Annotated in this window: 18 protein-coding genes; 11 read left to right on the top strand and 7 right to left on the bottom strand. The window is 72.4% G+C overall.

Translation table 11 applies throughout. The annotated features are described in order from the left end of the window. Positions 1-188 precede the first annotated feature (188 nt). The 5 genes from AB0K02_RS15835 (at position 189) to AB0K02_RS15815 (ending at position 5207) form a co-directional block, all read left to right on the top strand. The gene (locus tag AB0K02_RS15835; RefSeq protein WP_365993172.1) at positions 189-671 is read left to right on the top strand and encodes a hypothetical protein; all 483 of its coding nucleotides are present in this window, start codon (positions 189-191) and stop codon (positions 669-671) included. A gap of 48 nt (positions 672-719) precedes the next feature. Next, positions 720-1505 (top strand): hypothetical protein, encoded by a 786-nt coding sequence (locus AB0K02_RS15830; RefSeq protein ID WP_365993003.1) that lies wholly within the window; start codon positions 720-722, stop codon positions 1503-1505. Positions 1506-1687: 182 nt separating this feature from the next. Next, positions 1688-2527, top strand: a complete 840-nt coding sequence (locus AB0K02_RS15825; protein WP_365993002.1) for a TIM barrel protein — start codon at positions 1688-1690, stop codon at positions 2525-2527. 34 nt (positions 2528-2561) lie between these two features. Then, complete coding sequence (locus AB0K02_RS15820; protein WP_365993001.1) at positions 2562-3476, top strand: 2-hydroxy-3-oxopropionate reductase; 915 nt, start codon at positions 2562-2564, stop codon at positions 3474-3476. Between the two features lie 273 nt (positions 3477-3749). After that, the gene (locus AB0K02_RS15815) at positions 3750-5207 is read left to right on the top strand and encodes a catalase (RefSeq protein ID WP_365993000.1); all 1458 of its coding nucleotides are present in this window, start codon (positions 3750-3752) and stop codon (positions 5205-5207) included. An 838-nt stretch (positions 5208-6045) separates the two neighbouring features. Here AB0K02_RS15815 and gcl read toward each other — a convergent pair. After that, on the bottom strand, positions 6046-7824 hold the full coding sequence (gene gcl, locus AB0K02_RS15810) for a glyoxylate carboligase (protein WP_365993171.1): 1779 nt from the start codon (positions 7822-7824) through the stop codon (positions 6046-6048). Between the two features lie 269 nt (positions 7825-8093). On the opposite strand from gcl, the gene AB0K02_RS15805 reads away from it, so the two are divergent. Further along, positions 8094-8837 carry a hypothetical protein gene (locus AB0K02_RS15805; RefSeq protein ID WP_365992999.1) on the top strand — a complete coding sequence of 248 codons (744 nt, stop codon included), beginning with the start codon at positions 8094-8096 and terminating at the stop codon, positions 8835-8837. Between the two features lie 122 nt (positions 8838-8959). Next, complete coding sequence (locus tag AB0K02_RS15800) at positions 8960-9733, top strand: TIGR04222 domain-containing membrane protein (RefSeq protein ID WP_365992998.1); 774 nt, start codon at positions 8960-8962, stop codon at positions 9731-9733. 177 nt (positions 9734-9910) lie between these two features. Here the strand turns inward: AB0K02_RS15800 and AB0K02_RS15795 are convergent, their stop codons facing one another. Together AB0K02_RS15795 and AB0K02_RS15790 are read right to left on the bottom strand one after the other, a co-directional pair. Continuing rightward, complete coding sequence (locus AB0K02_RS15795) at positions 9911-11512, bottom strand: AMP-binding protein (RefSeq protein WP_365992997.1); 1602 nt, start codon at positions 11510-11512, stop codon at positions 9911-9913. Further along, complete coding sequence (locus tag AB0K02_RS15790) at positions 11509-13185, bottom strand: AMP-binding protein (RefSeq protein WP_365992996.1); 1677 nt, start codon at positions 13183-13185, stop codon at positions 11509-11511. The genes AB0K02_RS15795 and AB0K02_RS15790 overlap by 4 nt, the downstream gene beginning before the upstream one ends. 115 nt (positions 13186-13300) lie before the next feature. On the opposite strand from AB0K02_RS15790, the gene AB0K02_RS15785 reads away from it, so the two are divergent. After that, positions 13301-14149: a LuxR C-terminal-related transcriptional regulator gene (locus AB0K02_RS15785; RefSeq protein ID WP_365992994.1), complete on the top strand. Its 849-nt coding sequence runs from the start codon at positions 13301-13303 to the stop codon at positions 14147-14149. 40 nt (positions 14150-14189) lie between these two features. On the opposite strand, the gene AB0K02_RS15780 is transcribed toward AB0K02_RS15785, so the two are convergent. Further along, entirely contained in the window at positions 14190-15326 is a 1137-nt protein-coding gene (locus AB0K02_RS15780) for a winged helix DNA-binding domain-containing protein (protein ID WP_365992993.1), read from the bottom strand. 366 nt (positions 15327-15692) lie between these two features. Here AB0K02_RS15780 and AB0K02_RS15775 point away from each other — a divergent pair, with 366 nt between their 5' ends. Then, positions 15693-17051, top strand: coding sequence for an alkaline phosphatase PhoX (locus AB0K02_RS15775; RefSeq protein WP_365992992.1), 1359 nt, complete (start codon positions 15693-15695; stop codon positions 17049-17051). A gap of 187 nt (positions 17052-17238) precedes the next feature. Here the strand turns inward: AB0K02_RS15775 and AB0K02_RS15770 are convergent, their stop codons facing one another. Beyond that, entirely contained in the window at positions 17239-19701 is a 2463-nt protein-coding gene (locus AB0K02_RS15770) for a SpoIIE family protein phosphatase (protein ID WP_365992991.1), read from the bottom strand. Between the two features lie 338 nt (positions 19702-20039). Between AB0K02_RS15770 and AB0K02_RS15765 the strand changes: the two genes are divergently transcribed. Beyond that, positions 20040-22106, top strand: coding sequence for a SpoIIE family protein phosphatase (locus AB0K02_RS15765; protein WP_365992990.1), 2067 nt, complete (start codon positions 20040-20042; stop codon positions 22104-22106). Between the two features lie 51 nt (positions 22107-22157). Here AB0K02_RS15765 and AB0K02_RS15760 read toward each other — a convergent pair whose 3' ends face one another. After that, a complete protein-coding gene (locus AB0K02_RS15760; protein ID WP_365992989.1) occupies positions 22158-22493 on the bottom strand; it encodes a YnfA family protein in 336 nt (111 codons plus the stop codon). Positions 22494-22618: 125 nt separating this feature from the next. After that, positions 22619-23275 carry a helix-turn-helix domain-containing protein gene (locus tag AB0K02_RS15755; protein WP_365992988.1) on the bottom strand — a complete coding sequence of 219 codons (657 nt, stop codon included), beginning with the start codon at positions 23273-23275 and terminating at the stop codon, positions 22619-22621. A gap of 111 nt (positions 23276-23386) precedes the next feature. Between AB0K02_RS15755 and AB0K02_RS15750 the strand changes: the two genes are divergently transcribed. Continuing rightward, positions 23387-23947 carry an NAD(P)H-dependent oxidoreductase gene (locus AB0K02_RS15750; RefSeq protein WP_365992987.1) on the top strand — a complete coding sequence of 187 codons (561 nt, stop codon included), beginning with the start codon at positions 23387-23389 and terminating at the stop codon, positions 23945-23947. Positions 23948-24055 lie beyond the last annotated feature (108 nt).

Genomic DNA, 24055 nt, shown 5'->3' with positions numbered 1-24055 from the left:
CGGAGGGCGGCACGGCGCGAGCCGCTGCTGCGGACGCGGAGGAGGACGGGCCTGGGACGTCCGGCTCGGAGCGCACCGCACCCGCAGGGGAGCAGGACGGCTCGGACGTCCCCGGCACGCCGGGGCGAGCCCACACGGAGGGCGCACGCGGGGCCCGCGCACGCGGCCTGCGGCAGGCCGCCGGACGGGTGGCGCGTGGCCGGTGGACGGCCGCGGCACTGGCCCTGGGCACCGTCGTCGTCACCGCGCTCAGCGGGTGGCTGTGCGTGCAGGTGTACGAGCAGCGCGCGGAGGCGCAGCGGGAGCAGGACATCCTGGCCGCCGCCCGCCAGTCGGCACTGAACTTCACCTCGCTCGACTACCGGCACTACGAGCGTGACAGCGCGAACGTGCTCAAGGGCGCGACCGGCGACTTCAAGGAGCAGTTCACCGCCCAGACCGCCGAGTTGACGAAGCTGGTCGCCGCAAACAAGTCGGTGTCCCAGGGCCAGGTGCTGGAGGCGGGCATCGCGCGGGCGGACGAGCGGTCGGCCCGGGTCCTCGTCGTCGCCGACAGCAAGGTGACCAACACCGCCGCACCCGAGGGGCAGGCGCGCACCTACCGCCTGCAGCTCGACCTCGTGCTCGAAGGCGGTCGCTGGCTCACCTCCAACGTCGAGTTCGTCGGCTGACCGCCCCGAACGTCCACCCCCGTACCACCAGCAGTGAGGAGCAGGACCATGGCGAATCCGACGACCCGGGGGCGCGGCGCCGCGTCGGCGGGGCAGCGCACGATGGCCGCCGCCGCACGGGCGGCGGCCAAGAGGACCGAGCGCGTCAGGTCCGGTGCGCCGGGCTCCTCGGGCGGTCCGCGCGGTTCGGGCATCGCGGCGGCGTCCCGTGCCGTGCCTCTCGCGGAGGTCCCGGCCGAGGCCCCGGACGACGTCTCGCAGGCGCGCAGGCCCGATGAGCAGCACGTCGGACGGGTGCTGGTGGCCGCGGAGGTCACGCGGGGCGGCCTGATCACCCGTGGCCGGGTGTGCGCCGCGCTCGCGGTGCTGCTGGTGGCCGCCCTGGTCGCGGCCGGCGTGCTGGGCCGGGAGTACGTCCGCGGCCGGGACACGGACACCGCGCGGACCGAGGCGCTGGCGGCGGCCCGCAAGGCGGCGCCGGTGGTGCTGTCGTACGACCACCGGCGGCTGGACAAGGATTTCGCGACCGCACGCACCTGGCTGACCGGCTCGTTCCGCGACGAGTACGGCAGGACCACGAAGGCGGTGGTCGCGCCGACGGCGACGAAGTACCGCGGCACGGTCAAGGCCTCCGTGGTGCGCCCGCCGGACGGCGGCGCCCCGGCCGCGTCGGTGGTGTCGGCGTCGCCGGACAAGGTGGTCGTCCTGCTGTTCGTCAACCAGGTCACCACCAGCACCCAGGTGACCGGCTCGCGGGTCGATCTCAACCGGGTGCGGATGACGATGTCGCGCACGGACGCCGGCTGGAAGGTGAGCGCCGTCGACGCCCTCTAGAGCCCCAGCCTTCTCCCCTCCCGCGCCTTTGGGCCGGGACGGCAGCAGCCCCCGCAGGGCCGCGCCGTCCCAGCTCGGAGGCGCTTTTTTGCGTCCGCGTCTTGACAGCTCAGGCCACCGCTCGACAGAATTCCATTAAGCAGAAAGAAACTTCCGCAATACGGAAGGAGCGCACAGCCCTCATGGGATACGCGGACCAGCGCTTCGATGTGAACCTCTCGATCCTCTTCACGGAACTCCCGCTTCTGGAGCGTCCCGCGGCAGCCGCCGCGGCGGGCTTCACGGCGGTCGAGCTGTGGTGGCCCTGGATCGAGACCCCCACCCCGCCGCAGGCGGAGCTCGACGCCCTCAAGAAGGCGCTCGACGACGCCGGCACCCAGCTGGTGGGCCTGAACTTCTACGCCGGGCAGCTGCCGGGCCCCGACCGCGGCGCGCTCTCCGTGCCGGGTGAGGAGTCCGACCGCTTCCGGGCCAACATCGAGGTGACCGCCGACTTCGCCGCCTCGGTGGGCTGCACGGCGCTCAACGCGCTCTACGGCAACCGCGTCGACGGCGTCGACCCGCAGATCCAGGACGCCCTCGCCCTGGAGAACCTGGTCCTCGCGGCCCGCGCGGCCGACCGCATCGGCGCGATCCTGCTGGTCGAGACCCTGAACAAGCCGGAGTCGCCGCTCTACCCGCTGGTGAGCGCGCCCGCCGCGATCGAGGTCGTCGACAAGGTGAACGCGGCGACGGGCCTCGGCAACGCCAAGTTCCTCCTGGACATCTACCACCTGTCCATGAACGGCGAGGACGTGTCCCAGGTCATCGCGGCCCACGCGGACAAGACCGGTCACGTCCAGATCGCCGACAACCCGGGCCGCGGCGCTCCGGGCACCGGCTCGCTCCCGCTGGAGCAGCTCCTCGACGAGCTGAGGAAGGCCGGATACGAGGGCTGGGTCGGCCTGGAGTACAAGGCCGGCGACCGCCCGGGCGCCGAGTCGTTCGGCTGGCTGCCCCCGGCGGCCCGAGCGGCCAACTGACCTACCCCGCAAGCATTTTTGAAAGAGGTACCTCATGAGCACTCTTGCTGATTCCTCCCGCCCCGCCCGCCCGGCGGTTGCCTGGATCGGGCTCGGCATCATGGGCTCGCCCATGTCCGAGAACCTGCTGAAGGCCGGTTACCAGGTCACCGGCTTCACGCTGGAGCAGGACAAGCTGGACCGCCTCGCCGCGGCCGGCGGCACCGCGGCCTCCTCGATCGCCGAGGCGGTCCGGGACGCGGACGTCGTGATCACCATGGTCCCGGCCTCGCCCCAGGTGGAGGCCATCGCCTACGGCCCCGACGGCATCCTGGAGAACGCGAAGCAGGGCGCGCTGCTGATCGACATGTCCTCGATCACCCCGCAGACCTCGGTCGACCTCGCGAAGGCCGCCTCCGAGAAGGGCATCCGGGTGCTCGACGCCCCGGTCTCCGGCGGCGAGGCGGGTGCCATCGAGGCGGTGCTGTCCATCATGGTCGGCGGCGAGCAGGCGGACTTCGAGACCGCCAAGCCGATCCTGGAGGCCCTCGGCAAGACCATCGTGCTGTGCGGCCCGCACGGCTCTGGCCAGACGGTGAAGGCCGCCAACCAGCTGATCGTCGCGGTCAACATCCAGGCGTGCGCCGAGGCCGTGGTCTTCCTGGAGAAGTCGGGCGTGGACCTGAAGGCCGCGCTCGACGTGCTGGGCGGCGGCCTGGCCGGCTCCACCGTGCTGACGCGCAAGAAGGACAACTTCCTGAACCGGGACTTCAAGCCCGGCTTCCGGATCGACCTCCACCACAAGGACATGGGCATCGTCACCGACGCCGCCCGCAACGTGGGCGCCGCCCTGCCGGTCGGCGCGGTCGTGGCCCAGCTGGTCGCCTCCCTGCGCGCCCAGGGCGACGGCGGCCTGGACCACTCGGCGCTGCTGCGCGCCGTCGAGCGCCTCTCGGGCGCGCAGGTCTGACGCCCCGGCCCCCGGAACGCGGACCGCGGCCCTGCACAGCCCGGGCCCTCTGGGGGATCAGCCGGGCGGCACCCACCCGAGTCCCTGCCCGGACGGGCCACGGCCCCCACATGCCCCGGCCGGTGTCGGCGCTGACACCTGTCCTGTCGCGCCCAGGCGCCGGCACCGGCCGGAACACTCCTCTTCAATTTCAACAAACTGTTGACGCGAGGTCGGGGGCGTCCTTACGCTCCTCGCACCGCCAGCAGCTCCCGTACGTATCGGAAGGTCACGATGTCGAAGCGCGTGCTTACGACCGAGTCCGGCGCCCCGGTCGCCGACAACCAGAACTCCGCCACCGCCGGCGTCGGTGGCCCGCTGCTCCTGCAGGACCAGCACCTGCTGGAGAAGCTCGCCCGCTTCAACCGTGAGCGCATCCCGGAGCGCGTGGTCCACGCCCGCGGCAGCGGCGCGTACGGCTACTTCGAGGTGACCGACGACGTCACCGGCTGGACGAAGGCCGACTTCCTCTCCCAGGTGGGCAAGCGCACCGAGACCTTCCTGCGCTTCTCGACCGTGGCCGACTCGCTCGGCGGCGCGGACGCGGTCCGCGACCCGCGCGGCTTCGCGGTGAAGTTCTACACCGAGGAGGGCAACTACGACCTCGTCGGCAACAACACCCCGGTGTTCTTCATCAAGGACCCGATCAAGTTCCCCGACTTCATCCACTCGCAGAAGCGCGACCCCTTCACGGGCCGTCAGGAGCCGGACAACGTCTGGGACTTCTGGGCGCACGCGCCCGAGGCGACGCACCAGGTGACCTGGCTGATGGGCGACCGCGGCATCCCCGCCTCGTACCGCCACATGAACGGCTACGGCTCGCACACCTACCAGTGGACCAACGAGGCGGGCGAGGCCTTCTTCGTGAAGTACCACTTCAAGACCAACCAGGGCATCCGCTGCCTGTCCTCCGAGCAGGCGGCCGAGCTGGTCGGCAAGGACGCCAACTCGCACCAGACGGACCTGCTGCAGGCCATCGAGCGCGGTGTGAACCCGTCCTGGACCCTCTACGTCCAGGTCATGCCGGCCGCCGAGGCGGCGGACTACCGCTTCAACCCGTTCGACCTCACCAAGGTGTGGCCGCACAGCGACTACCCGCTGCAGCGCGTGGGCCGTCTGGTCCTCGACCGCAACCCGGACAACGTCTTCGCCGAGGTCGAGCAGGCCGCGTTCTCCCCGAACAACTTCGTGCCCGGCATCGGCCCGTCCCCGGACAAGATGCTCCAGGGCCGCCTCTTCGCCTACGCCGACGCCCACCGCTACCGCCTCGGCGTCAACCACACGCAGCTGCCGGTGAACGCGCCCAAGGCGACGGTCGCGGACAACTACGGCCGTGACGGCCTCATGGCCACCCGCAACGGCTCGCGCCACGACAAGAACTACGAGCCCAACTCGTACGCCGGCCCCGCCCAGACGGACGCGGCGCTCTCCGCCCCGCTGGCCGTCACCGGCTGGACCGGCACCCACGCGGCGCCCGCGCACGTCAAGGACGACGACTTCTTCCAGGCCGGCGAGCTCTACCGCCTGATGTCGCAGGAGGAGAAGCAGCGCCTGGTCGCGAACATCGCCGGCGGCCTGTCCCAGGTCACCCGCGACGACGTGATCGAGAAGAACCTGGCCCACTTCCACGCCGCCGACGCCGACTACGGCAGGCGCGTGGAGGAGGCGGTCCGCGCCCTGCGCGAGGACTAGTCACAGACGGCGCACCGGAGCCGGCGTCCTGCCGGTGACGGTGCGCAGTCCGGATCGGTGGCCCGGATGAGGGGTGGTCACCGGTGCGGACGGCTTGAGGACCGCGGCGGCCTGCGATGCCAGTGCGGTGGTGAAGGCGCCGGTCCCCCTCTCCGACCTGACGTGAGGAGGACCGGCGGCCGATCGCCCCGCCGCGGTCCCCGGCCATTCCCGGACCCGCCCGGCGGCGCGAACGTCCTGTCGCGCCAGCCTCGCACCGTCGGGCGGCAACAACTTCACAGACAGAGCGCGGAGTCGGTTACGGTCCCGTACTTCGCGCTCGGTGATCAGGGCCCGGTCCGCGCACAGAGACCGGGCCCTGATCCGTCTGCGCCTCGCGGTCCCCGCCGGTGCCTCGGTCGCCCCCGCGGCGACCTCCGCCAGTGCTCCCACGCGTCCTCCGCCACGGAGAGGACGCACAGGAACCCCGCCGCCGCCATCGCCGTCCAGGTGGCCTCCCCGGCCCCCATGTCCTCGACGAAGGCGACCCACAGCCACAGCGCGGCCACCACCGGCGGCAAGGCGACGAGCAACGCCCGCCAGTTCGGCCGGAATCCCGCCACGGCGTCCTCCCCCGTCGATCCGCTTCCCTGCGGTGGCTCCGCGGACGGCGTGTGCCGCCCGGGGGAAGAGACAGAGCGGGAGCCGCGGCCGGTTGCCCGCACCCGCACCCGAGACCTGCGAGAGCCGGCGGACCTGCCCCCCTCAGGTGCCCCTGTGACCGCGCCGGGCGCCCGGTACGACGAAGGCCCGGTCCGCGGGTGCGGACCGGGCCATGTGGCCTCGCAGGGCCGGGGGATCAGACCTTCAGGGCCTTGATCGCGGTCGGGGCGTGGCCGGGCTCGGTGGCGAGCTCCTCGAACTCCGTCACGTTGCTCATGTCGACCGTCTTGCTCATCGAGATGTTGGTGACGCGCTCCAGGATGGCCTCGACGACCACCGGGACGCTGTACTCGGCGGCGAGCTTCTTGGCCTCCTCGAAGGCGGCCCCCAGCTCGTTCGGGTCGGTGACCCGGATCGCCTTGCACCCGAGGCCCTCGACGACCTTGATGTGGTCGACACCGTAGACGCCGATCTCCGGGGTGTTGATGTTCTCGAACTCCAGGTTGACCTGGAAGTTGATGTCCAGGCCGATCTGCGCCTGCCGGATGAGGCCCAGGTAGGCGTTGTTCACGAGGACGTGGACGTACGGGATCTTGTGCTGCGCACCGACCGCCAGCTCCTCCAGCATGAACTGGAAGTCGTAGTCGCCCGAGAGCGCGACGATCGGGGTCTGCGGGTCGGCGGTGGCGGCGCCCAGCGCGGCCGGGATGGTCCAGCCGAGCGGGCCGGCCTGGCCGCAGTTGATCCAGTGGCGCGGCTTGTAGACGTGCAGCATCTGGGCGCCGGCGATCTGGGAGAGGCCGATGGTGGTGACGTAGCGGGTCTCCGGGCCGAACGCCTTGTTCATCTCCTCGTAGACGCGCTGCGGCTTCATCGGGATGTTGTCGAAGTGCGTGCGGCGCAGCAGCGTGGCCTTGCGCTCCTGGGCGGAGGCGGCCCACTCGCCGAAGTCCGGCAGCTTGCCCTCCGCCTTGAGGTCCTTCGCGACCTCGATGAAGAGCTCCAGAGCCGCCTTGGCGTCGGAGGCGAAGCCGTAGTCCGGGGCGAAGATCTTGCCGATCTGGGTGGGCTCGATGTCGACGTGGACGAACTTGCGGCCCTTGGTGTAGGCGTCGAGGTTGTAACCGGTGTGGCGGTTGGCCCAGCGGTTGCCGATGCCGAGCACGAAGTCCGACTCGAGGAACGTCGCGTTGCCGTAGCGGTGGGAGGTCTGCACGCCGACCATGCCGGCGCTGAGCTCGTGGTCGTCCGGGATCGTGCCCCAGCCCATCAGGGTGGAGATGACCGGGACGCCGGTCAGCTCGGCGAACTCGACCAGCAGGCCGGAGGCGTCGGCGTTGATGATGCCGCCGCCGGCGACGATCAGCGGGCGCTCGGACTCCAGCAGGAACCGGATGGCCTTCTCGGCCTGGGCCCGGGTGGCCCGCGGCTTGTAGACCGGCAGCGGCTCGTAGGTCTCGGGGTCGAAGTCGATCTCGGTCTGCTGGACGTCGATCGGCAGGTCGATGAGGACCGGGCCGGGGCGGCCGGAGCGCATCAGGTGGAAGGCCTCCTGGAACACGCCCGGGACCTGGGCGGCCTCGAGGACGGTGGTGGCCTTCTTGGTGACCGGCTTCGCGATCGCGGCGATGTCGACGGCCTGGAAGTCCTCCTTGTGGAGCTTCGAGACCGGGGCCTGGCCGGTGATGCACAGGATCGGGATCGAGTCCGCGATCGCGGAGTACAGACCGGTGATCATGTCGGTGCCGGCGGGGCCGGAGGTGCCGATGCAGACCCCGATGTTGCCCGCCTTGGCGCGGGTGTAGCCCTCGGCCATGTGCGAGGCGCCCTCGACGTGACGCGCGAGCGTGTGGTCGACGCCACCGCCCTCCTTGAGCGCCCGGTAGAAGGGGTTGATCGCGGCGCCCGGCACTCCGAACGCGTGGGTGACGCCTTCACGCTTGAGGATCTCAACTGCCGCTCGGGCGGCGGTCATACGAGGCATGGGGTGCTCCTGCTCCGGCCTTGGGGATCGGCTCTGTCGCGCCACCTGAGAGCGTCGTCCCGCGTCGGTGTCCAGTATTCCGTATTACGGAAGTCTAGTTCTGCTATACGGAAGCAAATGTAGGGCGAGCCCGGTCGGGCGTCAAGGGAGGCGGGAGGCGAGGGGGCGGCTCCGGAGCGCAGGGGGCGCAGTCCGCGAAGTGCCTCGCCAACTCGCCGCCGTTGGTGGACGATGGACGGCAGCCACGAGGGGGAGGTGCCGTGACGGTCGAGAGCGTGCCGGTGCGCTGTCCGGCCTGCCGCCGTGACCATCTGTACGCACCGCCGGTCTATCCGTGCCCCTGCGGCGCGCCGCTCGCTCCCCCGCTGCTGCGCGGCGCACCCCCGGAGCCGATCACCCACCGCACCTGGACCGAGGACTGGGTGACCGTGCGCTGCCCTTTCTGCGAGCGGCAGGACCAGTGGCCGCAGCCGGAGCTCGACTGCGCCTGCGGAACCGTGCTGCGCATCGCGGTGCGCCCGGTGAGCACACCCGCCCCCGACCCGGGCCAGGCCACCCCGGCCACGACGCCGGACGCCCCCCGCCCCACGCGGCTGCCCCTGTCCCCCACCGGGACGGCGGCCCGTCCCGTCTTCCGGCCGGTGACCATCCGCACCGCACGCGACGCGGTGACGGCCGCCGCGATGTATCTGCGGTGGCTCGGCTTCAAGGACGTCGTCCAGCCGGAGGTCAGACCCGCGTCCGGCATCGACCTGCGCGGGCGGGGCGTGGTGGCCCAGGTCGATCCGTCGACCCGGCCGGCCGGCATCCGCGCCGTCGAGTGCCTGTGGCTGAACGGACTCAACGCGTCCGCGCAGAGCGTCTTCTTCTCCCTCGCGGGCTACGCGGACGATGCGCGGGCACGCGCGGACCGGCTGGGCATCCCGCTGTTCGTCATGGACCTCACGGGCTGCCCCCAGCCGGTCAACGCGCCCGCGGACGAGCTGCTCGCGATCGGCACGTAGCCCACGCAACCGGGCGGAATCTCAAGTAAAGCTCAGAATCGGCCGTTTCGGGCTTCGCGCCCCCCTGCGCATGGGCAGATACCTCCTACAGCCGCGGACACGGCTCGGGGGAGGTGGGCGTGATGCCCCTCGACATGTGGTGGTTCACCGGAGCGGCGTGCGTGGCGCTCACGGCGGCGGCCGTGCTTCTGAGGGCCGGTACGCCGGGCGCGGACACGACCGGTGCGCCCGCTCCGCAGTCCGTGGCCCTCCTGCGCGGCGGACGCCGGGCGGCCGTGACCGTGGCGCTCGTCGCCCTCCAACAGCGCGGTGTCGTCACGAGCGGGCGCAGGGGCACGGTGCGGATCGACGGCTGGGCGACCGCGGTCCGCGATCCCCTGCAGCTCGCCGTCCACACCTCCCTGCGCCGCCCGGTGGGCATCCAGGTGCTGCTCACCGTGCCGCGGGTGCGGCGCGCCCTGGACGGCTTGAGCGACCAACTCGCGGCCCAGGGCCTGCTGCGGCCCCGCAGGCGCCGGCACGCGGCCCGTGCGCTGCTGGTCGCGGTGCCGGTGACGGTCGCGGCCGGCCTGGTGGTCGCGCCCGACTCCCCGGCGCCGACAGCGGCGGCGGCGGTGCCGGTGGCGGGAGCGGTCGCGCTCTGGTTCGTTCCGCGTCAGACGCCGGCGGCGCGCCACCTGCTGGCCTCGTTGCGCGAGGCACACCCGCCGCCGGAGCGGCCGCTGCGTGGCAGCGCGAGTGTGCCGCGGGTGCAGATGTCGGTGGCGCTGCACGGCGACAGGGCGCTCGTGCTGCACCTGCCCCACTTCGCGCGGGACGGCGGTCTGCTGATGCCCGGACCGGGTCGCACTCTCGTGCGCGGCCGATTCCGTGAGCGCGGCGCACCCGGGGCGTGACCGGCTCTCGGGTGCCGGGCCCGGTCCGTGCGCGTGACGCGGCCGGGTGCGCGGTGGCTTTCCGTCGGGCAGCCGCCCGCACCGGCCCGGAACGGGCATCGATCCCGACCGTGGGGACGACCACCCGGCGGAACGGGCCGCGTGCGCGAGGCCTACCCGGGGCGCGACGCCCCTGGGTCAGCTGAAGCGGTCGCGGAGTTCGACCTTGCGGACCTTGCCGCTCACCGTCATCGGGAACTCCGCCAGGATCTCCACCCGGCGCGGGATCTTGTAGTGCGCAAGGCGCTCCCGGCAGAACTCCGTGATCTCCTCCAGCGTCGGCGGGTCCCCCGCGTCGCGCGGGATCACGCACGCGAGGATCTCCTCCCCGTACCGCGCGTCCGGCAGCCCCACCACCTGCACGTCCGCCACCTTGGGGTGCGTGTAGAGGAACTCCTCGATCTCGCGCGGATACACGTTCTCCCCGCCCCTGATGATCATGTCCTTGATGCGGCCGACGATCTGGAGGTATCCGTCCTCGCGCATCACGGCCAGGTCGCCCGTGTGCATCCAGCGGCCGGCGTCGATGGCCTCCGCCGTCTTCTCCGGCTCCTCCCAGTAGCCCAGCATGACGCTGTAGCCGCGCGTGCACAGCTCGCCCGCCTCGCCGCGCGGCAGTGTCACGCCGGTGACCGGGTCGACGACCTTGACCTCGACGTGGGGCATGACGCGGCCGACCGTGCCCGTACGGCGTTCCAGGTCGTCGTCGCGGCGGGTCTGCGTGGAGACGGGCGACGTCTCCGTCATGCCGTAACCGATCGACACCTCCGCCATGTTCATCTCCGCGACGACCCGCTTCATCACCTCCACCGGGCACGGCGAGCCCGCCATGATGCCCGTGCGCAGTGAACTGAGGTCGTAGGAGGCGAAGTCGGGGAGGTTGAGCTCCGCGATGAACATCGTCGGCACCCCGTACAGCGACGTGCACCGCTCGTCGGCGACGGCCCGCAGGGTCGCGGCCGGGTCGAAGGAGGGCGCGGGGATCACCATGCACGCGCCGTGCGAGGTGGCCGCGAGGTTGCCCATGACCATGCCGAAGCAGTGGTAGAAGGGTACGGGGATGCAGACGCGGTCCTGCTCGGAGTAGGCGATCATCTCGCCCACGAAGTACCCGTTGTTGAGGATGTTGTGGTGGGAGAGCGTCGCTCCCTTGGGGAACCCGGTCGTCCCCGAGGTGTACTGGATGTTGACGGGGTCGTCGCAGGACAGCTCCGCCTCACGCGCGGCGAGCCGGTCCTCCGTGACGGACGCGGCCGCCGCCACCAGCGCGTCCCAGGAGGCGTCGCCGATGTAGTGCACGGACACGAGGCGCGGACACGAGGCGCGGACGGTGTCGACCATCGCCCGGTAGTCGCTCGTCTTGTGGGTCTGCGAGGCGACGAGGACCGAGATCCCGGCCTGGTTCAGGACGTACTCGAGCTCGTGGGCGCGGTAGGCCGGGTTGATGTTCACCATGACGGCGCCGATGCGGGCGGTGGCGTACTGGATCAGCACCCACTCCGCGCAGTTGACGGCCCAGATGCCGACCCGGTCCCCCTTCGCGACGCCGGAGCCGAGCAGTCCGCGCGCCACCAGGCGCACGGCCGCGCCGAACTCGGCGTAGGTCCAGCGGCGGCCCGACGGCACGTCGACGAGCGCCTCCCGGTCGGGCCAGGCCTCGACCGCGCGGTCGAGGTTCGCGCCGATCGTGTCGCCGAGCAGCGCGGTGCCGCTCGTGCCGTGCGTGTAGGAAGGGTTCATCGCAGGTCCCCTTCGACGTACTCGGCGGCCGAGCCCTCGGCGGTGAGCCGGCGCAGTTCGACGCGGCGGATCTTCCCCGACACCGTCTTGGGCAGCTCGGCGAACTCGATCCGGCGGATCCGCTTGTACGGGGCGAGGACCGCGCGCGAGTGCTCGAAGAGCACCTTGGCGGTGTCGGGCCCCGCATCCCAGCCCTCGGCGAGGACGACGTACGCCTTGGGCACGGCGAGGCGCACCGGGTCGGGGGCGGGCACGACCGCCGCCTCCGCCACCGCCTCGTGCTCCAGCAGCGCGCTCTCCAGCTCGAAGGGGCTGATCTTGTAGTCGCTCGCCTTGAACACGTCGTCGGAACGGCCCACGTACGTCAGGTACCCGTCGTCGTCCCGGGCGGCGATGTCCCCGGTGCGGTAGAAGCCCCCTGCCATGGCCTCGGCCGTACGCTCCGGGTCGCCGTGGTACCCGGTCATCAGGCCGACGGGTGCGCTGGACAGGTCGAGCGCGATCTCGCCCTCCTTCGCGCCCGGCTCGCCGGTGACGGGATCGAGGAGCTCGACCCTGTAGCCGGGGCTCGGGCGGCCCATGGAGCCCGCCTTGAGCAGCTGGCCGGGGCTGTTGGAGACCTGCACGGCGGTCTCCGTCTGGCCGAACCCGTCCCGGATGGCCACGCCCCACTCGCGCCGCACGGTCTCGATGACCTCGGGGTTGAGCGGTTCGCCGGCGGCGACGACCTCGCGCGGGCGCCGGGCGAGGCCGCCCAGGTCGGCCTGGATCAGCATGCGCCACACGGTCGGCGGCGCGCAGAAGCTGGTGACGCCCGCGCGGTCCATCTCGGCCATGAGCCGGGCCGCGTCGAAGCGGGTGTAGTTGTGGATGAAGACGGTCGCCTCCGCGTTCCACGGGGCGAAGAGATTGGACCAGGCGTGCTTCGCCCAGCCGGGCGAGGAGATGTTCAGGTGCACGTCGCCGGGGCGGAGACCGATCCAGTACATCGTCGCCAAGTGGCCGACGGGGTACGACACATGGGTGTGCTCGACGAGCTTGGGCCGGGCGGTGGTACCGGAGGTGAAGTACAGCATGAGGGGGTCGTCGGCGCGGGTGGGCCCGTCGGGCACGAAGGGCGCGCACGCCCCGTACGCGTCCTCGTACGCGATCCAGTGGGGGACGCGGTCGCCGACGGCGATCGGGGTGTAGTCGCCCGGCACCTCCGCGAACTTGGCGGTGTCCCGCGAGCGCACGATCACATGACGCGCCCGGCCGCGCTCCACCCGGTCCCGCAGATCGGCCGGCCCCAGCAGCGGCGTCGCGGGGATGACGACGGCCCGCAGCTTCATCGCGGCGAGCGCGGTCTCCCACAGCTCGACCTGGTTGCCGAGCATGACGACGACCCGGTCGCCGGGCCGCACCCCCAGCCCGCGCAGCCAGTTGGCGACCCGGCCGGAACGCTCCGCCAGCTCGGCGAAGGTCCGCCTGACCTCGCCGCCGTCCTCCTCGACGATGTGCAGCGCGGTGCGGTCGTTGTCCCGGGCGATGACGTCGAACCAGTCGAGGGCCCAGTTGAAGTGCTCGAAGCGGGGCCACTCGAAGCCCTCGTAGGCGCCCGCGTAGTCCTCCCGGTGCTCCAGCAGGAAATCCCGGGCAGCCCGGAACCTCTCGGTCGCGCCGCCAGACGTCATGTTTCCTCCTCGTTGCGGGACGGGGCTCACACATCGTGTAATCGGTGACCCAGGTCTCACTACCCCCATACGGGGGTGTCGTCCCGGAGCTGGGCACCGGCGGGAGGAGCTGCGCGTGAGCGGACCGGAAGAGGCGGTCGAGATACGGGCCGCCCTCGTGCGCCTGCGGCGGGCCACCGGGCTGCCCGTCGCCTTCGGCGGGCTGACGCGCGACGCGCGGCAGTTGCGCATCGCCGAGGTGAGCGGTGCGGCGACGAACGTGCTGCACGGGCTCGCCATCCGCACCGGCAACGGGCTGGGCGGGAAGTCGATGGCCCTCTCCCGGCCGTGCCGCGTGACCGACTACCCGGTCGCGCGGCACATCAGCCACGAGTACGACACGCCCGTCGCGGCGGAGGGGCTGCGGTCGCTCGTCGCCGTGCCGGTCGTCGTACGACGGCGGGTGCGCGGCGTGCTGTACGGCGCGCTGCGCCGGCCCGTGGCGCTCGGCGACCGGATCCTCGACGAGGCCGTGGCGGCGGCGCGCGACGTGGAGCAGGCGCTCCTCCTGCGCGAGGAGGCGGGACAGCTGCTGGCCGGGGCACGCGGCCAGGGGGCGGATGCCGGCCCGGGGGCGGTCGGGGACCGGCGGTCCTGGGAGACGGTCCGCGAGGCTCACGGGGAGCTGCGGGCGCTCGCCCCGCGCATCGCGGACCCGGCGCTGCGCGCGGAGTTGCTGGCGGTGTGCGGCCGGCTGGCCCGCGCCGACGGCGCCGCGCCAACGGCGGGGGTGACGCTCGCCCCGCGCGAGGTCGACGTGCTCAGCTGTGTGGCGTCGGGTGCGACGAACGCGGCGGCGGCGGAGCGGCTCGGGCTGAAGCCGGAGACGGTGAAGGCGTATCTGCGCTCGGCCATGCGGAAGCTGGGCGCCCACAGCCGGGGCGAGGCGGTCGCGGCGGCCCGCCGGGGTGGCGTGCTGCCGTAGGGGTGCGAGTCAACGGCGTGAGGGGCGGGCGCGGCGACGGTCAGCCCGTCTCCCCCACAGCCCCGAAGCGGACGTCGTGCGTCCGTGCGGAGGTCATGGTGGTGAGCAGACCCGCGGCCTCCTCGGTCAGTTCCTCGCGCTGCTCCCGTGTCAGCGGGGCGAACGGCTCGGCCGTCAGCGTCGCGGTGTCCTGCGTCTCCTCCAGCCGCCAGATGCCCGCCAGGAAGCCGTCGACCAGGAAGGTGCGGTAGGCCTGGTTCCCCTTCCAGGTGCGCGTCCGGTGCTCCTCGGGCACGACCCGCCTCCGGTCCGCGTGCGAGAGCAGCAGGTTGTCGAACTCCGGCAGGAGGCGCGGCGGCGCCGGGGTGTCCGGATCGGGCCGGGGCGCTTCCGGCAGGTCGAACAGTTCGGTGCCCTCGTCGTCCTGGAAGACGACGAGCCCCGGCCGCAGCCGCTCGAACGCCTCGCGCGTGCGGGTCAGCCCCGACCACGTCTGGAAGTCCTTGACCGAGGCGGGGCCGAACGCCGCGAGGTAGCGCAGAACGGTCTCGCCCGGAGCCGGCACCGGCTCCGTCTCCCTGCCGAACCAGTGCTCCGCCGTGGTCAGCGCGACCTGTCCGCTGCTCCGCCACAGGCCTCGCGGGGTGACCTGCACGAGGGGCAGGGTGCAGCGGGCCGCGACCGAGAGGGCGAACGGGTCGGCGTCCGGCCAGTGCGCGAGCAGTGCCTCCCTCAACTCCTTCATCGTCCGCGGCTCCTCCTCCACCAGGTCGCGCGCGACGGCCGCGAGCCGCACCAGGTCCACGCCCGCGAGCCCCTTCCTGAACTGGCCCAGTTCGCGGTCGCGCGCGGCCTGCACCAGGGGCCGCAGCGCCATGCAGTCGTCGGCGGTGTGCGTGTGGATGGTGGAGCGCATGGTCACGATGCGGGCGACCCGGCGGTCGGCCATCGCCGCCGACAGCTCACCCGGGTCGAAGCCGTCGAGTCGGGCGGCGAGCGCGTAGTAGGGCGGCTTCACGTTCTGCGCCTGGAGCCCGACGAGGTGCCGCACCGCACCCTCGGCGGTCACCGCCGAGCGGGGCGCGCGGCGCAGCAGCATCTGCCGTTCCAGGGTGGCGCGGTTCAGTTCGCGGGTGCCGAGCCTCGGGTACGTCGTCTTCACCGTCTTGGTCGCCATGGCCCGCACGCTACCGAGCCTTGCGGACAGTTCCTGTCCTCGACGCCTCGCGGTCCCGGCCACCAGGTGCCGCGGCTTTCGCGGCGAGAGCGCCCGTGAGGGAGGGCCCGTGAGGCAGTGCACGACGGACATGGTCCTCGACCAGGCGACGAGGCCGGGTCCGAGAGCGCGTACGCCCCTCCCTCACGGCCCGGACCCTGGGACACCTCACGACCGCGGCACGCCACCTGGCGGCGCTTTCCGGCCGATCCGAAGAGGTTCTCAAAGTGCTCACTTGCCGTTGGGGACCGGACGGAGGATTCGCTCCTAGGGTGACCGGCGGCCGCCCCCTCATTCTCCCCGTTTCGACGCATCGAGAGGACTCCCATGACAGGCACGTCCGCCGGAAGACCGACCGGCCCCGGTTTCGAACGACGCACCCTCCTGCGCGGAGTCGCGGTCGCCGCGGCCGCGTCCGTCCCGTTCCAGGCCCTCGCCGCGCGCACGGCGGCGGCCGCCCCGGTCAGGCTCGCGTTCGACGCCGGATACGGCCCCCTGAGCCCGGTCAAGGACCAGGCCACCGGCCTGGAACTGCTCCAGCTGCCGCGCGGGTTCGAGTACATCTCCTACGGGTGGACGAACGACCTCATGGACGACGGCGTGCGCACGCCGGGCTCGCACGACGGCATGGCGGCCTTCCGCTACGGCGACAAGGTCCACCTCGTCCGCAACCACGAGCGCGGCGCCGGGCCCGCCTTCACCGCCCCCGCCTACAACCCCGAGGCCGGGGGCGGTACCACCACGCTGGTCTTCGACCCGGACGCCGGCCGGTGGCTGGAGTCCTACGGCAGCCTCGGCGGCACGCTGCGCAACTGCGCCGGCGGCCCCACTCCGTGGAACACCTGGCTGACCTGCGAGGAAACGTTCTCCACGACCGCGGGCAAGCGCCACGGGTACATCTTCGAGGTGGCCTCCCAGGGCAAGGGCAACCCCGAGCCGTACAAGGCCATGGGCCGGTTCAACCACGAGGCGATCGCCATCGACCCGGCCAGCGGCTACGTCTACGAGACCGAGGACCGCGGCGACGCCTCGCTGTACCGGTTCGTCCCGTCGGTGCCCGGCGACCTGTCCAAGGGCGGCCGGCTCCAGGCGCTGCGCATCGGCGCCGCGTCGTACGACACGCGCCTCGACGGCGAGAAGGCGTACGGCACCGTCTCCTGGGTGCCCGTGGAGGACGTCGACCCGGCGGCGGACACGGTGCGGCTCCAGGCGCAGGCGAACGGCGCCGCGGTGTTCAGCCGCCTGGAGGGTGCCTGGTACGGCAACGACCGCATCTACGTGATCACCACCGACGGCGGCCCCGCCCGCCAGGGCCAGGTCTTCGAACTCGACCCGGCCACCGACGAGTTCCGGGTGCTCTTCGCCTCGCCCGGCGCCGAGGTCCTCAACGCGCCGGACAACATGTGCGTCAGCCCGCGCGGCGGCCTGGTGCTCTGCGAGGACGGCGGCGGGACGGAGTACGTCCACGGGCTGACCACGGACGGCCAGATCTTCCGCTTCGCCGCCAACAACGTGGATCTGCGCGGCGGGACCGCGGGCAAGAACGTCCCGGCGGCCGACCACCGCGGCTCGGAGTGGGCCGGCTCGGTGTTCGAACCGAAGAACGGGAACTGGCTGTTCGTGAACATCCAGACCCCCGGCATCACGTTCGCGATCACCGGGCCCTGGTCCCAGGGCGCCCTGTAACGGTCGGGGTCGGCGGGAGAACGAGGGACGCGTCGGGGACTGCGTACGCCCGGCCCGGCGGCACCGGTCGCGGGGGGGGTGGCCTCGACGCGTTCTCGCGCCGCCCGGACCCGGCCGGGAGCTCAACACCCCTGACCGCGGCGGCCACTCGGGGCGCCGGGGACAGGGCCGCGGCGCGTCGTCCCGTTCACGGGATCTCCTGTTCGGCCCAGATGATCTTCCCGCCGGCCGTGTACCGAGCACCCCAGCGACGCGCGAGCTGGGCCACCAGAAACAGGCCGCGGCCGCCCTCGTCGGTGCTCCGGGCGTGTCTCAGCCGCGGGGCGGTGCTGCTGGCGTCGGAGACCTCGCAGGTCAGTCGGGAGTCGCGGAGCAGCCGTAGTCGCAGGGGCGGTTCGGCGTAGCGAACCGCGTTGGTGACCAGCTCGCTGACGATGAGTTCCGTCGTCATGGCCAGTTCCCCGAAGCCCCAGGCTTCCACCTGACGAGTCGCCCGGGCGCGGACATCGGCGACAGCGGCCGGATCCGCGGGCACGTCCCACGAGACGACCTGTTCGGCGCCCAGGGCGTGCGCGCGCGTCAGGAGAAGGGCGATGTCGTCGCCCTGGGGTACGGGGACGAGCTGCCGCACCGCTGATGCGCACAGCGCTCCGAGGTCGGAGTCCGGCTGGGCCAGCACCTCGCCGAGCCGGGACATGCCCCGCTCCATGTCGTGGCCGGCCCCCCTGATGAGGCCGTCGGTGTAGAGACCGAACAGGCTGTTCTCGGCGAGCTCGATCTCGGTGGCCTCGAACGCCATGCCTCCCAGGCCGAGCGGAGGACCGGCCGGGGGTTCCGGGAAGGAGGCGCCCTTGCCGGGTGCCACGACGACAGGCGGCGGATGGCCGGCCCGGGCCATCGTGCACCGCCTGGTGACCGGATCGTAGACGGCGTACAGACAGGTGGCCCCGAGGAAGGTGGCCGTGTTCCTGTGGGCCGGGTCGCCCTCGGTCTCCTCCTCACCCAGCCGGAGCACGAGGTCGTCGAGGTGAGCCAGCAGCTCGTCGGGGGGCATCTCCATGTCGGCGAGGGTCTGGACCGCGGTACGGAGCCGGCCCATGGCCGCCGCCGCGGTGATGCCGTGACCCACCACGTCGCCGACGACGAGGCCCACGCGGGCGCCGGACAGCGGGATCACGTCGAACCAGTCCCCGCCGACCCCTCCCGGCGCGTGCGCCGGCAGATAGGAGGAGGCCACCTCCAGCGCTGTGCCGCCCGACAGGGCGTGGGGCAGCAGACTGTGCTGAAGGGTGACCGCTGCCGTGTGCTCCCGGGTGTAGCGGCGGGCGTTGTCGACGCACAGCGCCGCTCGTGCCACCAGCTCCCGGGCCGGCAGGACGTCGTCGGGCGTGAACGAGACGGGATTGAGAGTCCGGGCGAAGGTGGTGATGCCCAGGGCGGTGTTCCTCGCGCGCATGGGCACGGAGATGAGGGAGTGCAGTCCGAACGCACGGTTCTTCGCCACTCTCGCGGGGTCCTCGGCGGCCCACACGTCGTCGGAGAGGTCGAGGACCGGGATGAGAACCGGCTCGCCGTTGATGAGCATCTGCACGTCGTACTGCGGGGGGTAGAAGTCCACCCGGTCGCCGATCCGTGCCACCGCCTCCGGGCAGCCCTCGCGCACCGAACTCATCCCGGCGCGGCGCAGCACGGGCCTGGCGGGTGCCGGCCCCGCGTCGGTCAGCCATGCGCCGTGCCCCTCGGCGCTGAGGACGGGCTCAAGGAGATCGACGATGACGAAGTCGGCGAAACGGGGCACGGCGAAGTCGGCGAGCTCCTGAGCCGTCCGCATCACGTCGAGGGTCCGGCCGATGCTGGACCCGGCGTCGTTGACCAGCGACAGGAGCTGGCGGGCGTTCCAGCGCTCGGTGACGTCGAGGACCATGTAGCACACCCCGGTGACCGAGTCGTCCGCGTCCACCAGGGGGAAGAAGGACGTGGAATAGGCGTGCTGGCGGTGTGGATCGGCCCAACTCCACCCCACGTACTCGTAGTCGGTCACCGGGACCCCGGTCGCCAGCACCTTGCGCATCAGTCCCTCGATGGTGTCCGTCTGCAGCCCGGGCAACAGCTCGCTCAGACGTCGTCCCAGCCGCTGCTCACGGGGCACACCGCCGAAGCGTTCCAAGGTGTCGTTCAGCCACACGTAGCGCAGCTGCAGATCCATCACCGCCATGCCGACCGGCGAGCGGGTCAGGAACCCTTCGAGGACGGACTGGCCCACCGTCCACTGCTGCCGCTGCTCCCGTGCCGAGATCAGGAAACACACGGCTTCGCCGACACGGAAGGACGCCGAGACCCTCAGGTCGACATCGATGCCCGAGCCGTCGCGGTGCCGTACGGAGATGAAGCCGCTCCACCCCATCCCGGCGTGGCACCGCTCCGCGATTGCGGCCACGCGCACCGGATCGCCGGGCATCGCCAGCAGCCGTGCGGCGGAGCCGCCGACCACCTCCGAGGCCGGGTAGCCGAGCAGTTCTTCAGCGCCCCGGGTCCAGCCGACCACCACGCCGTCCGCGGACACCACCGCGGCCGCGTCGGTGGACGCGTCGAAGAGATCGCGCGACGTGGTGGACGCGGGCGCATCGGAACCTTTTCGCGCAGAATCCATTGGTCCCATCCTCTACACGACCATGGTCCTGCTTGTCCGCCCGATGTGCACGGCCCGGCGGATGCGGCGGGGGCGGCGGCGGGCTTCCGGCCCGGCGGATTCCGTCGGGGCTGCGGCGGCGGGCTTCCGGTCCGGCCGCAGGGGCTTCGCCGAGCGGCGCCCCGCCCCCGGACCGCGCTCGGACGGGCCGTTGCGCTCGGCCGGGCACGGCGGTGCGCTCGGCTGGGCAAGGCGGAGGGCCGGGGGCAGCATGGAAGGTGCCGGTGGTCGGACACCGATTGTGCGCCGATGCCGACAGAGGTCGGCACCTTCTGCCGGCCGGTGGAGGAGGATCTGGGATGACAGCCGAATCCTTCCCGTCCAGCGGTGACGAGTACAGCCCCGAGCCGGCCCGGCCGACCGGCCTGCTGGATGTGCTGAGCGTTGCCGCGGTGGTCGTCGACGCGGACGGGCGCATCGTCTTCTGGACCCCACAGGCCGGTGAGCTCTTCGGCTACACCGCGGAGGAGGCCCTCGGCAAGTACGCGGCGCGACTGTTCATCCACCCCGAGCACCTGCAGGCTGTGGTGAGTCTGTTCGCCGAGGTGCTGGAGACCGGCCGGAGCTGGGCCGGCGCCTTCCCCGTCCGGCACAAGGACGGCAGCAGCCGCCTGGTGGAGTTCCGCAACATGCGGCTGCTGGACGAACTCGGTGACGTCTACGGTCTGGGCATCGCAGCCGACCACGCCCTGCTCCAGCGCGTCGAGACCGATCTGGCCCTGTGCGAGCGGCTGATCAACCAGTCCCCCATCGGTCTGGCGCTCATGGACCCCGATCTGCGGTATCTCCTGGTCAATCCGGCACTGGAGCGCATCGACGGCATACCCGCCGAGGAGCACGTGGGCCGTCACCTGAGGGAGACCCTGCCCCTCCCCGACATCGACACCGTCGAGTCCGCTCTGCGTCAGGTGCTCACCACCGGCACCCCGCTGCTCGATCAGTACCACGTGGGCCGCCCTCCGGCCGACCCCGACCACGAGCACGCCTGGTCCCTGTCCTTCTACCGGCTGGAGGACCCCGGCGGGCGGGTCCTGGGCGCGGCCACCTCGGTCGTCGACGTCACCGAGCGGCACCGCGCGGCCGCCGAGGCGGACCGGGCCCGGCGGCGCCTCGCCCTCATCGCCGACGCCTCCACCCGTGTCGGCACCACGCTGGAGGTGGAGCGGACCGCCCAGGAGCTGGCCGAGATCGCCGCCCCCGAGCTCGCCGACGTGGTCGCCGTGGACGTCCTCGACTCCGCCCTGGCCTGCCGCCGCACCGCCAGACCGGACAGCGGTCCGGAGCTCTTCCGCGCCCTCGCTCTCAAAGCGGCCCACCCCACCGAGGCCGTGCGCGCCGCGGACCCGCCCGGTGACCTCGCCGCCTACGACGGCGACCGCCTGGTCACCCTGTGCGTCCACACGGGGCGGCCGGTGCTGGTGCGCCACGTCGGCGACCGCGATCTGCCGCGCATCGGCCGTGACGCCGAGGCCACCGCGCTCCTGGCCCGCGCCGGCGTCCACTCGTATCTCGCCGTGCCGTTGATCGCCCACGGCGAGGTGCTCGGCGCCCTCGACCTCAAGCGCACCCGCAACCCGCTTCCGTTCGACGAGGACGACGTCATCCTGGCCAGTGAGCTGGCCGGCCGCGCCGCCGTGGCCATCGACAACGCCCGCTGGTTCCAGAGCGTGCGCAACACGGCCCTCACCCTCCAGCGCAGTCTGCTGCCCGACCACCCGCCTCACCACACCGGCCTGGAAGTCGCCTCCCGCTACCAGCCCGCCCAGGCCACCAGCGAAGTGGGCGGCGACTGGTACGACGTCATCCCCCTGAGCGACGACAAGACCGCCCTGGTCGTCGGCGACGTCATGGGCAATGGCATCGACGCCGCCGCCACCATGGGCCGGCTGCGCACCGCCACCTGCGCCTACGCCGAGCTCGACCTCGACCCGGGCGACGTGCTCCAGCACCTGGACAAGATCACCTGCGACCTGGAGCACTACATCGTCACCTGCCTCTACGCGGTGTACGACCCCCGCACGGGGCAGTGCCGCATCGCCAACGCGGGGCACATGCCGCCCGCGCTCGCCCGCCCCGGCCGCGCCCCCGCGCTGCTCGAACTGCCCTCGGGAGTCCCGCTCGGCGTCGGCGGACTGCCCTTCGAGACCACGACGACCGACCTCGGCCCCGGCGACCTGATGGTCCTCTACACCGACGGCCTGGTGGAGACCCGGCACCACCCCATCGACGACCGCCTGGACGTTCTCCTCGGCTTCCTCGACGAACCCCACCGGCCCCTCGAGCAGATCTGCGACCTCCTGCTGTACGGCCTGCGCCACCCCGACGACCACGACGACGTCGCACTCCTCGCCGCCCGGGCCCTGTAGGGCCGGGGGCCGCCCCTGGCAGGTGCTGTCCCGGGGCGGGCCGGCGAGTGGTCAGCCGCCGCGCGGTGCGTACATGATCACTGCCATGCCGGCGAGGCAGATGAGGGCGCCCGCGACGTCGAAGCGATCGGGGCGGTAGCCGTCGGCGACCATGCCCCAGGCGATCGATCCGGCGACGAAGACGCCGCCGTACGCGGCGAGGACGCGCCCGAAGTCCGCGTCCGGCTGGAGCGTGGCGACGAATCCGTACAGGCCGAGCGCGATCACGCCCGCTCCGATCCAGATCCATCCGCGGTGTTCCCGCACTCCCTGCCACACGAGCCACGCGCCCCCGATCTCGAAGAGGGCGGCGACGGCGAACAGGGCGACGGAGCGGGCGACGAGCACGGGGAGTACGTCCTTCGGTCAAGGGGGCCGGTCCCGGCTGAGGCGGCGCCGGGGGGATCAGGCGGCTGTGCTGTGAGCCGCGGGCCGGTCGGCCGGGACGGCACGACGGCGGCGTCCCGGCCGTGTCAGCGGCCCGGCGCCAGGCGGTCGACCAGCGAGTGCCAGCCCGCCTCCAGGCGATCGAGCGGCATTCCCCGTCCGGCGACCAGGTGGTGGACCAGGGCGGTGTCGAGGTATCCGAGCAAGGTGTGCGCCATCAGTTCGACGTCCCCGGCCGCGCCCGTCGCGCGCAGCAGCATCATGACGTGGGTCAGGCGCAGCCGTGCCGCCGGCACGCTGTACGGGCGGACAGGGTGCGCCGTCCGGGCGGCCAGGATCAGCTCGTGGTGGTCGCTTTCGTGGCGCAGCACGGCCGGTCCGAAGGCGTGCAGGCGCTCGTCTGCCGGGGCGCCGGGACCGAGCGGCGGCGGGCCGGACAGGAAGGCCCCTTGAAGCTGCTGCTCACGGTGGTCGAGCAGGGCCAGGAACAGGCCGGCCCGGTCGCCGAACCGCCGGAAGACGGTGCCCTTGCCCACTCCGGCCGCGGCGGCCAGCGCCTCCATGGTCAGGTTCGCCGCCCCGCACTCGGCGACCAGCCCCGAGGCGGCCTCCAGGAGCCGCGTGCGGTTGCGGGCGGCGTCCGCCCGCAGGGCCGGCGAGCCGACGGCCGTGCCGAGAGCGGGATCCGTCGCGCCGTCGGCGTCGGGCGGGAGGAGGGGCAGGGACGGGAGGCGGCCGGTCATGCCTCCAGAGTAGCCCGGAAAAGCGAGAAGTGGACCGTAGTCCGGTTAGGTGGTACAACTGTAACCGGACCTCGGTCCGGTTTACTCTCCCCAGCGCCTTCAGGAGTTCCCATGTCCGTTCGCATCCTCGCCCTGGTCGGCAGCCTCCGCACCGGCTCGCACAACCGCCAGCTCGCCGAGGCCGCCGTCAAGCACGCTCCCGAGGGCGTCGACATCGAGATCTTCGAGGGGCTCGCGGACGTGCCCTTCTACAACGAGGACATCGACGTCGAGGGCTCCGTACCGGCCGCCGCCGCGCTGCTGCGCGAGGCCGCCGGCCGCGCCGACGCGCTCCTGCTGTTCTCGCCCGAGTACAACGGCACCATGCCGGCCGTCCTGAAGAACGCGATCGACTGGCTGTCCCGCCCGTACGGCGCCGGCGCCATCTCGGGCCGTCCGGTCGCCGTCGTCGGCACCGCCTTCGGCCAGTACGGCGGTGTCTGGGCGCAGGACGAGGCCCGCAAGGCCGCCGGTATCGCGGGCGCCGCGGTGCTGGAGGACGTCAAGCTGTCGATCCCCGGTTCCGTGACGCGCTTCGCCGCGACGCACCCGGCCGACGACGCCGAGGTGGTGGCCTCCCTGACCGAGGTCATCCAGCAGGTGAGCGCCCAGGCCACCGAGGCCGCTGCCTGACCCCCGAACGCCGACCCCGCGCCGAGGCCGTCGACGCCTGTCCGGTCGACCAGCGCTTCGACTACTTCTACACCACCTGGTACAGCGAGATGGACGAGTCCATCCGCA

The sequence above is a fragment of the Streptomyces sp. NPDC049597 genome (assembly GCF_040675505.1).
Classification (GTDB): Bacteria; Actinomycetota; Actinomycetes; order Streptomycetales; family Streptomycetaceae; genus Streptomyces.
Note: the sequence above shows the minus strand (reverse complement) of the source record. Positions and strands in the feature narration are given on the sequence as shown.

Excerpts from the sequence above, each read along its gene's own strand:
- AB0K02_RS15830 (WP_365993003.1), top strand. The coding sequence starts at position 720 with ATGGCGAATCCGACGACCCGGGGGCGCGGCGCCGCGTCGGCGGGGCAG.
- AB0K02_RS15825 (WP_365993002.1), top strand. The coding sequence starts at position 1,688 with ATGGGATACGCGGACCAGCGCTTCGATGTGAACCTCTCGATCCTCTTC.
- AB0K02_RS15820 (WP_365993001.1), top strand. The coding sequence starts at position 2,562 with ATGAGCACTCTTGCTGATTCCTCCCGCCCCGCCCGCCCGGCGGTTGCC.
- AB0K02_RS15815 (WP_365993000.1), top strand. The coding sequence starts at position 3,750 with ATGTCGAAGCGCGTGCTTACGACCGAGTCCGGCGCCCCGGTCGCCGAC.
- gcl (WP_365993171.1), bottom strand. The coding sequence starts at position 7,824 with ATGACCGCCGCCCGAGCGGCAGTTGAGATCCTCAAGCGTGAAGGCGTC.
- AB0K02_RS15800 (WP_365992998.1), top strand. The coding sequence starts at position 8,960 with ATGCCCCTCGACATGTGGTGGTTCACCGGAGCGGCGTGCGTGGCGCTC.
- AB0K02_RS15795 (WP_365992997.1), bottom strand. The coding sequence starts at position 11,512 with ATGAACCCTTCCTACACGCACGGCACGAGCGGCACCGCGCTGCTCGGC.
- AB0K02_RS15790 (WP_365992996.1), bottom strand. The coding sequence starts at position 13,185 with ATGACGTCTGGCGGCGCGACCGAGAGGTTCCGGGCTGCCCGGGATTTC.
- AB0K02_RS15780 (WP_365992993.1), bottom strand. The coding sequence starts at position 15,326 with ATGGCGACCAAGACGGTGAAGACGACGTACCCGAGGCTCGGCACCCGC.
- AB0K02_RS15775 (WP_365992992.1), top strand. The coding sequence starts at position 15,693 with ATGACAGGCACGTCCGCCGGAAGACCGACCGGCCCCGGTTTCGAACGA.
- AB0K02_RS15770 (WP_365992991.1), bottom strand. The coding sequence starts at position 19,701 with ATGGATTCTGCGCGAAAAGGTTCCGATGCGCCCGCGTCCACCACGTCG.
- AB0K02_RS15765 (WP_365992990.1), top strand. The coding sequence starts at position 20,040 with ATGACAGCCGAATCCTTCCCGTCCAGCGGTGACGAGTACAGCCCCGAG.
- AB0K02_RS15755 (WP_365992988.1), bottom strand. The coding sequence starts at position 23,275 with ATGACCGGCCGCCTCCCGTCCCTGCCCCTCCTCCCGCCCGACGCCGAC.
- AB0K02_RS15750 (WP_365992987.1), top strand. The coding sequence starts at position 23,387 with ATGTCCGTTCGCATCCTCGCCCTGGTCGGCAGCCTCCGCACCGGCTCG.